Origin of the sequence: Arcticibacter sp. (assembly GCF_045629565.1) — a bacterium.
Taxonomy (GTDB): domain Bacteria; phylum Bacteroidota; class Bacteroidia; order Sphingobacteriales; family Sphingobacteriaceae; genus Arcticibacter.
In genome coordinates, this window is sequence record NZ_JAZQRL010000051.1 from 1 (window position 1) to 8,018 (window position 8,018).

An 8,018-nucleotide genomic window follows, 5' to 3' on the forward strand; every position below is an offset into this window, starting at 1 on the left:
CAGAGATTCAAGTCGGGCTCAGGTCGCATAAAATCTTATTTCTCAACACGCTTGGATTCCTTGTGAGTTTTTCTGCCTGGATGATAAATGGTGTTTTGGTTACTTATCTTACCGACAACGGGATATTTGAATGGAGCATGGTTGAAATTGGCTGGCTCCTCGGAGTGCCGGTACTTACCGGATCTCTCCTCCGACTTCCAGTAGGCATTCTTACGGATAAGTTTGGGGGTAAATGGGTATTCGGCACGCTGCTGATCTTTTGCGCGATTCCCCTTTTCCTGCTGTCATTCGCGAATAGTTATACCACATTCCTGATATTGAGCTTTCTCTTCGGTATTTCTGGGACCAGTTTTGCCGTCGGCGTTGCCTACACATCACTATGGTATCCGCAGAACTGGCAGGGAAGGGCGATGGGAATCTTCGGTACGGGGACGGCCGGAGCTTCAGTGACGACGTTGGTGGGACCTTCTTTATTGAATATGCTCACCGATAATGGAGCTAACCCAGATGGCTGGCGACAGATGCCGGTCATTTATGCGGCATGCCTGCTTATCGTGGGTTTGCTCTTTTTCCTTTTTGCGGAAAACAGAAAGCCTGTAGCCACGAGCAAGACGCTGATGCAGCTTCTGTCGCCCCTAAGTGAGGTTCGTGTATGGCGTTTCGGCCTGTATTATTTCCTCGTGTTTGGCTGCTTCGTTGCCTTCTCACAGTGGCTTGTCCCCTATTTTGTGAATGTTTACCAGACTGACCTCGTTCTGGCGGGGCTGTTCGCTTCATGTTTCAGCCTCCCTGCCGGGCTGTTTCGGGCAGTGGGGGGATTTTTGTCTGATAAATATGGCGCGCGCAAGGTCATGTACGGAGTGCTTGGCGCCTCAGTCGTACTGAGCTTCCTGCTGATCATACCCCGAATGGAAATTGCTTCTCCCGGTGCCGGCATCATGGCGACTAAAGCAGGGACCGTGACGGAGGTAACGGCAAATTCCATATCTATTGACGGAAAGTCGTATGCGATTCGTCCCAAAAACCGTGTTTTCGAGAATACCAGGAATACGGTGATGATCTTCCCTAATAAAGAAACCTGGCATGAGGTGCTCGTAAAGCCTGGAGACAAGGTGAGCAAAAAGCAGCTGATCGCTCAGGGAACTACGCGAATCTACTTTCAGGCAAATATGTGGGTGTTTATCGTACTGGTTATGCTTATCGGAGTGACCTGGGGGATCGGTACAGCAGCCGTGTTTAAGCATATACCGGAGTACTTCCCCACACAGATTGGTCTGGTCGGGGGAATGGTGGGACTGATGGGCGGTTTGGGCGGCTTTGTAGGGCCTATACTGTTTGGCTACCTGCTCACCGGAACAGGCTTATGGACCAGTTCATGGATGTTTGTATGGGTGCTCTCCATGATCTGTATCGTCTGGATGCACCTGGTGATAACGAAAATGATGGCAAGGCGGTCTCCTGAGCTTCAAGATAAGTTTGAACACTTGCCCGATAAATAGCGGGCTAGTGATAGGTATCTGTAAAATTGACATTCTGCTTAACCTTTCTTTTCTTAGCTCCGGTCGGAAGGTAATATAACCAGAAGAAACCGATAAGAAATAGAAAGAGAGATGCCAGGAAAGCCGGAATGGCGATATCCTTATTTTGTGCAAGCGCATTATTCAGAGCTGTGTACAACAGCCAGATCTGAATGCTGACATTAATGATCAGGATAACGATCAGCGCGAGTATAAGGGTATTGCTTTTATTGGGGTGCGCCTGGTTCTGCCCTTCTCTGAAAGTACTCATAATCTTTTAATTTTAAGACTGAACTTGTTCACTTGTTCCTTGATGTGCGGTGACGAAGATGCCATCCTCTTTGAGGACTACGTTCAGGCGTGGAAGGGCCCGGGGGGGCGGTCCTGCAAGTACTTCTCCCGTATAAGCGTCAAACCATCCGTTATGACAGGGGCATTCGATCTTTCCGGTTCCCGGCTTATAAAATACCGCACATGACAAATGAGTGCATTTCTGCTCATAAGCACGCAGCTGGCCGTCTTCTACGTGGATAAGCACGTAAGGAATCGTGCTTCCGGGGATGACAAATGACTTGGTACCGCCTACAGGCAGCTCGTCCCGTTTACAAACGAAATGTTCGCCCTGAACCTCTTCGCCTGGAAAAAGATGCGCCTTGGCAGCGACATAGCCGCTGCCTGTTGCCAAGCCACCCGACACCAGACATAAGAATTTGGCAAAATCTCTTCTTGTTACCTGTCTTGCTTCGAGTTGCTGTATGGGAAAATCCTCCTTCCAGTGATTATCCTTATTATCTGTTGCCATAATATTTAATCTACACGTAAAACTGTTGAACCTTTAGGCATCATGATATTAACCTTGGTACTTACGCTTTCTTTTCCAAAGATGAAGTTGTTTACAGGGGTGCTGTTGGGTCTCATCATCGCCATTTCCGCCCGCGTACCGTAGTAAAGTGCTTGTGTTGGGCAGACGGTGGCACACATGGGCTTTTTACCTGCGCTGGTGCGATCATAACACATGTTACACTTCATCATCAGATCATAGGCTTCGTTCTTTTTAGGAACACCGAAAGGACATGCCATCACACAGTTCGAACATCCGATACATCTCGACGTGTTGGCTGTGTGAACGACACCAAACTCGTCTTTGGATATCGCGTCAGCGGGACATACATTCGCGCAGGCAGGATCGTCACAATGCATACAAACCTGTACGGTTGTTTGGATAGTTACTGCCCGGTCTATGTAATTTACGTGGATCATGGATTCGTGCCCATTGGTCTCGCACTCTGCGCAAGCCATTTCACATGCTTTACAGCCAATACAACGCTGCATATCCACAAAAAACTCCTGATTGGTAATATAATTCGTTACAGGCATATGTCTTTCATTTACTGGGTGATGTTTACTGTTTAGGTACTGGCGTAAGCCTTCGGGTCGGTTGACGGTTCTGCGAAAATTCCTGTGCCTTCTAAGCGACATGCGCACACCTTAAATTCAGGTATTTTAGACACAGGGTCGAGATTCCCGGTAGTGAACTGATTGGCTGACTTGCGGCCTGGCCAGTGATAAGGCAAGAAGATCGTATCCGTGCGTATGGTCTCGACAATATTAGCGGGAAATTCAGCCGTTCCGCGGCGGGTTACGACCCTTATGACTTCGTCCTGGCGGATGTTGTATTTCCTGGCGAGCTGTGGATGTATCTCCACTTTTGGCTCAGGGAAGTTATCCACCAGCTTGCCTATGCGGCGTGTCTGTGTTCCGCTGAGATATTGTGAGACGACGCGGCCGGTTGTCATGACCACCGGATATTCTTCATCCGTCACTTCTCCGGGCTCACGGTATTTCACCGGGTTGAAATGCGCTTTCTGATCGGGCGTACAAAACTTCTTGTCTTCCCATAATCTTTTGGTTCCTGGATGATCAAGCGTTGGGCAGGGCCAGAAAATCCCCATATTATCTTCTATCTTTTTGTAGGTGATGCCGTAATAGTCGGCTGTGCTCCCCCGGGAGGCCACCCTAAGCTCGTTGAAAATATCTTCGCTGGTTTCGAATTTAAACTTTTCGCCTGCGCCAAGCCTGCCGGCCAGCTCGAGAATAATGGACGTATCGGGCCGGGCTTCACCCGGACAGTCGACCACCTTTCTTACACGGATAACGCGACCTTCGGCAGACGTTACAGTACCTTCTTCCTCCTCTTGAAGAGAACCCGGGAAGATGATATCAGCGTGTCGGGAAGTCTCGTTCATAAAAAAGTCGATACAGGCGTAAAATTCGAGTTTCTCAAAAGCTTCGCGCACGAAGTTATTGTTGGGCAAAGAAACAATGGGGTTGAAGCAGATGGATATAAGTCCCTTCACGTCTCCCCGGTGGATCGCTTCAATAAGTTCATAAGCGGTCAGGCCCTTACCCGGCAGGTCTTTTTCATCTATACCCCAGATATCCGACACGATCTTACGATGTTCAGGATTGGTAATATCCCGATTTCCGGGCAGCTGATCACATTTGTGTCCGTGTTCGCGGCCACCCTGACCGTTTCCTTGTCCGGTTATGGTACCATATCCGCAATAAGGCTTGCCAATTCTACCCGTTGCCAGTACCAGATTGATACAGCCCAAGACATTATCCACACCTTTTGTATGGTGTTCTATGCCGCGGGCGTGCAGCAGGAAGCTGGTGCTGGCCTTCCCCCACCATTGGGCAGCGAGTTCTATCTTCTCTTTTTCGATACCGGTAACTTCTTCCGCCCACTCTAGCGTATAGCCCTGTACGGCGTCAAGCGCTTCCTGGAAACCGCTTGTATGGTTATCGATAAAGTCGTGGTCCAGCATATCATGATCCGCAAGGTACTTAAGCATGGCCCCGTACAAGGCAGAATCTGTTCCGGGCCGTACCGGAAGATGCAGGTCTGCTGTCCGGGCCAGCGGAATCATCCGCGGATCGACAACGATCAGCTTAGCACCGTAATCACGTGCCCTCCAGATCCAGTGGGTAAGCGTAGGAAAAGTTTCGCTGACATTTGCTCCCGTAATGATAATGACTTCGGCGCGTTCAAGGTCCTCAAAGCTGTTGGATATACGGTCAAGACCGAAGGCCTTCTTATTTCCGGCACCGGCACTCACCATGCAGAGGCGGCCGTTATAATCAAGATTGGCTGTTTTCAGCGCCACTCTGGCAAATTTACCTATGAGGTAGCTCTTTTCATTGCTGAGTGAAACTCCGGAAAGCATCGCAAAGGAGTCGTTGCCGTGCATCTGCTGGATACGCTGTATTTCGGATACCGTTTTTTCCATGGCGGCATTCCAGGAGACATTTTTAAACCCTTTACCTTCTTCGCGTTGGAGCGGATGCAGGAGCCTGTCGGGGTGATTATTCTGAAGATAGCGTTCGACGCCTTTTGGACACAGGCGCCCCTGGTTATAAGGAAATTCCATCCAGGGTTCGAAACCTACCACTCTATTGTCCTTCACCAGGAGCTTCATGCCACATTGCATACCACAGAAGCAGCAGTGCGTTTTCACTTCCTTATCAGGTTCATCCCTTCCTGCATAACCTTCCCTGGGAGGATAATTCAGGTGAGGACCAAACTCTTCAATGAGTTTTTCAGCTGAAACAGGCAATCTTGCCATAACGATTCGTTTTATAACAGGTTAACCAAATAACTTTCCACCGTTCTCCTGACGTGCCTTCAAATGAGCCATGGCGAGACGCGAACGTTTACCTTCCGGACTCAGATCAAGGTGGGAAGTACCATCTTCGAGGGTAAAGTCAAAGCCCAGTTGTTTCGTAACATCCTTCAGATCATCGATGTGCATTTGAGTAGCGAACTCTTTTCCGGTGTGCGGACAAACCGCCATGCCCCTTCGGATACCTTCGCGTTTATAAATATGCGCACCGAGCTGAGCGGGACGTTGAATGATATGGAAGAACTTTCCGAAAGGGATCCATATCAGGAACATGATAACAGTTATAGCATGTGTAACAGCCATAAAATCATAGGCGAAGCCCTTCATGAACTGGTAGCTATAGGTTAAACCCAGGCCGGTTACGGATATAGCCAGGAGCAATATCAGGGGTAGCAAGTCTCCTTCGAAAGACTGGGTAGAGATAAGTCCGGGTTTGGTAAGGCGGCGGCGCATGAAGATCAGCACGCCGATGATCACCATCCATGACGACCAGTTAAGGACATGAAAGATCAAAAATGCGGGCAAAGATCCGACTTCGAACTCCATCATTTTGAATCCGAAAAAATGAGCTTCGTAGAGCTTCGCCGTTCCGGGATCCAGACCTGATTCGGGGTTCAGGGTAAAATGGATCCAGCCGAAGGTTAACGGAAAAGTAATAGCAAAAGCCAGGGTACAGCCGAAGGCCATGAGAAAGTGTCCTATCCAGCGGCTTCGTCCACGGGGATAAATGAATTTCTGAAATCCGATATTCTGTATGAACTCCTTGATGAAGAACCAGAGGTGAGAAAAGAACTGACGGTTCCAGATCAGCTCCCATGTGCGTTTATAATACATACGTGTTGGCGGCCTTTGCAGCCAGACAGAGTAACGGTACACGACTCCGAAGAAGGCAAACACGGTCCCGAAGAGGTAGGCGATCAACGCAGGGTCAAAGTTCTGAAGTTCTCTGGAACCGTAGAAAACAAGTGCTATGGTGATAATGGAAACTACGGCCGCATTGATAAAAGCTTGTTTGTTTAGTGAAAACATACCGTCATAGTATTAATGAACTGATTGACTTTGATTTCGGTCAGATCCCCTATCGTGATCCTAGCTAATACCGCTTGTAACATTTTCTAAACAAGACCGTTATGGTTTTGTTTTTTTTAAATCGCGTCAGTGAGAACGTAAATCCCTAACTGCCTATTCGTTAACTATGGAAGATACAGAAAATTTCCTTAATCGGTACCAGAATCACGTTCAGACTACAGGCTTTGGGGTACCGGGCCAGGAAGCACTGACGAAATCCAAAGTACTTGTCATCGGAGCCGGTGCCCTTGCATCGCCGATGTTGTCTTACCTGACATCGATGGGAGTCGGTTCTCTGGGCATTGTATCTGAGGATGTAATACGTAAGCGCGACCTGCCTTCACAGCCTATATTCGGCAGCGGTCAGGAAGGAAAGCTCAAAAGTCAAATACTGGCATCGAGCCTCAGAGACATAAACCCCGAAATAACGGTTAAGCTGCATGAACAGCGCTTAAACCGCGACTCTGTTTCGCATTTGGTTGCCGGCTATGACCTGGTGATCGATACGGATAACATTTTGGACAAGTCCCTCCTGATCAACGATGCCTGCGTAATAGCAGGCAAGCCGATGATTTTCGGTTGTTTAGACTTTCCTTCCGGCCACTTCAGTGTGTTGAATTACCATGCCGGTGCTACCCTGAGGTGTTTGCTACAAAACGCAAACGCAGGCCAGTTGATACAGCGGCCAAAAAAGATCGGCCTTGCTACCCTTCCTGCTCTGATTAGCTGTATGATGGCTAACGAAGCGATAAAGATCCTTAGCGAGATAGGCCATATCGCGGGCAATAAACTCGTTAGCTTTAACGTCTTCACGAACCAGCTGACATCGATAAGGCTGGAACCTATAGCTGAATACCAGGCGATCTCGACCTTACCACCTCAATATGCAGACGTACAACAGGAGAGTCTGTCCGAACCGTCGGGAATTCGGTCCATCAGCCCCAAACTGCTTGACATAAAGATCAGGTACAAAGAACCGTTGCAGCTTATTGACCTTAGACAACATCCCGCAGGTCCCGGCGATGAGTCATGGAACTACCTGCACATACCCGAACAGATGTTGTTAGCTGACCTTGACCAGATTCACCAGGATATCATTGTGGTACTGATATCCGAGAAAGGAGAAAGTGCCCAAAAGCTAGCTACTGTCTTGAATGAGCGACACGGATTTGACAACATTCATTATCTGGAAGGCGGCATGAATGCCTGGAACAAGCAAAAGGACAGCAAGGACATCAACTACGATGGCATTTAATATTTATACAGCTGTCAGGTCACAAAGAGCGTAGAGGCTGACAAACCTATGCGCTTTTTGTTTATTATTTGACAGCATGAACGTCCAACTGACCACTTTCGTAATTCATCCGAACTGACTACCTGCAGCCAGAACTGGTTGTTGCTTCATGATTGAAAGAACCGGCTTAATGATATTTGAAATGGTCGTTTAAAGAAGTCTTTCCGTTTCGGAAGAGGGTGGAGTTTTTGATAATAGCAGAGGCCCGACAAGCAGAACAGAACAGCGATACCAAGCATAAGATACTGGTAGTTAGGAATGACAATGCGTTAGAGGCTTAAGACAGGCTGATCGATGCCAGCAGTTGAGCGCAATAAAAAGCCCCCATTCTGGTGGTAACGGAGGCTTTACGAGAGCAATTAGCGTTTAAGTGTAGCCAGTAATAGCTTAACTTAAAAATACGGTTAGATCAAAGAGTCGGTTTTACTTAAGTTTTCTGATTTTTATGCTTCTGAA

The 8,018-nt window shown here is 48.2% G+C and carries 7 protein-coding genes; 2 read left to right on the forward strand and 5 right to left on the reverse strand.

Features of this window, described 5'->3' with window-relative positions; genetic code table 11:
- Window positions 1–1,499, forward strand: a 1,499-nt coding sequence (locus tag ACKI5J_RS06890) for a nitrate/nitrite transporter (RefSeq protein WP_407427868.1), incomplete at its 5' end; no start/stop codon positions are given.
- A gap of 4 nt (window positions 1,500–1,503) precedes the next feature.
- On the opposite strand, the gene ACKI5J_RS06895 is transcribed toward ACKI5J_RS06890, so the two are convergent.
- The 5 genes from ACKI5J_RS06895 to ACKI5J_RS06915 are packed head-to-tail and all read right to left on the reverse strand — an operon-like array spanning window position 1,504 to window position 6,229.
- Window positions 1,504–1,788, reverse strand: a complete 285-nt coding sequence (locus tag ACKI5J_RS06895) for a DUF6755 family protein (protein WP_407427870.1) — start codon at window positions 1,786–1,788, stop codon at window positions 1,504–1,506.
- 12 nt (window positions 1,789–1,800) lie between these two features.
- On the reverse strand, window positions 1,801–2,319 hold the full coding sequence (locus tag ACKI5J_RS06900; RefSeq protein WP_407427872.1) for a Rieske (2Fe-2S) protein: 519 nt from the start codon (window positions 2,317–2,319) through the stop codon (window positions 1,801–1,803).
- A gap of 5 nt (window positions 2,320–2,324) precedes the next feature.
- Complete coding sequence (locus ACKI5J_RS06905; RefSeq protein WP_407427874.1) at window positions 2,325–2,894, reverse strand: 4Fe-4S dicluster domain-containing protein; 570 nt, start codon at window positions 2,892–2,894, stop codon at window positions 2,325–2,327.
- Between the two features lie 32 nt (window positions 2,895–2,926).
- Window positions 2,927–5,143, reverse strand: a complete 2,217-nt coding sequence (locus ACKI5J_RS06910) for a molybdopterin oxidoreductase family protein (RefSeq protein WP_407427876.1) — start codon at window positions 5,141–5,143, stop codon at window positions 2,927–2,929.
- A 21-nt stretch (window positions 5,144–5,164) separates the two neighbouring features.
- A complete protein-coding gene (locus ACKI5J_RS06915) occupies window positions 5,165–6,229 on the reverse strand; it encodes an MFS transporter (protein ID WP_407427878.1) in 1,065 nt (354 codons plus the stop codon).
- A 166-nt stretch (window positions 6,230–6,395) separates the two neighbouring features.
- Between ACKI5J_RS06915 and ACKI5J_RS06920 the strand changes: the two genes are divergently transcribed.
- Window positions 6,396–7,523: a ThiF family adenylyltransferase gene (locus ACKI5J_RS06920; protein WP_407427880.1), complete on the forward strand. Its 1,128-nt coding sequence runs from the start codon at window positions 6,396–6,398 to the stop codon at window positions 7,521–7,523.
- The last annotated feature ends 495 nt before the right edge of the window (window positions 7,524–8,018 follow it).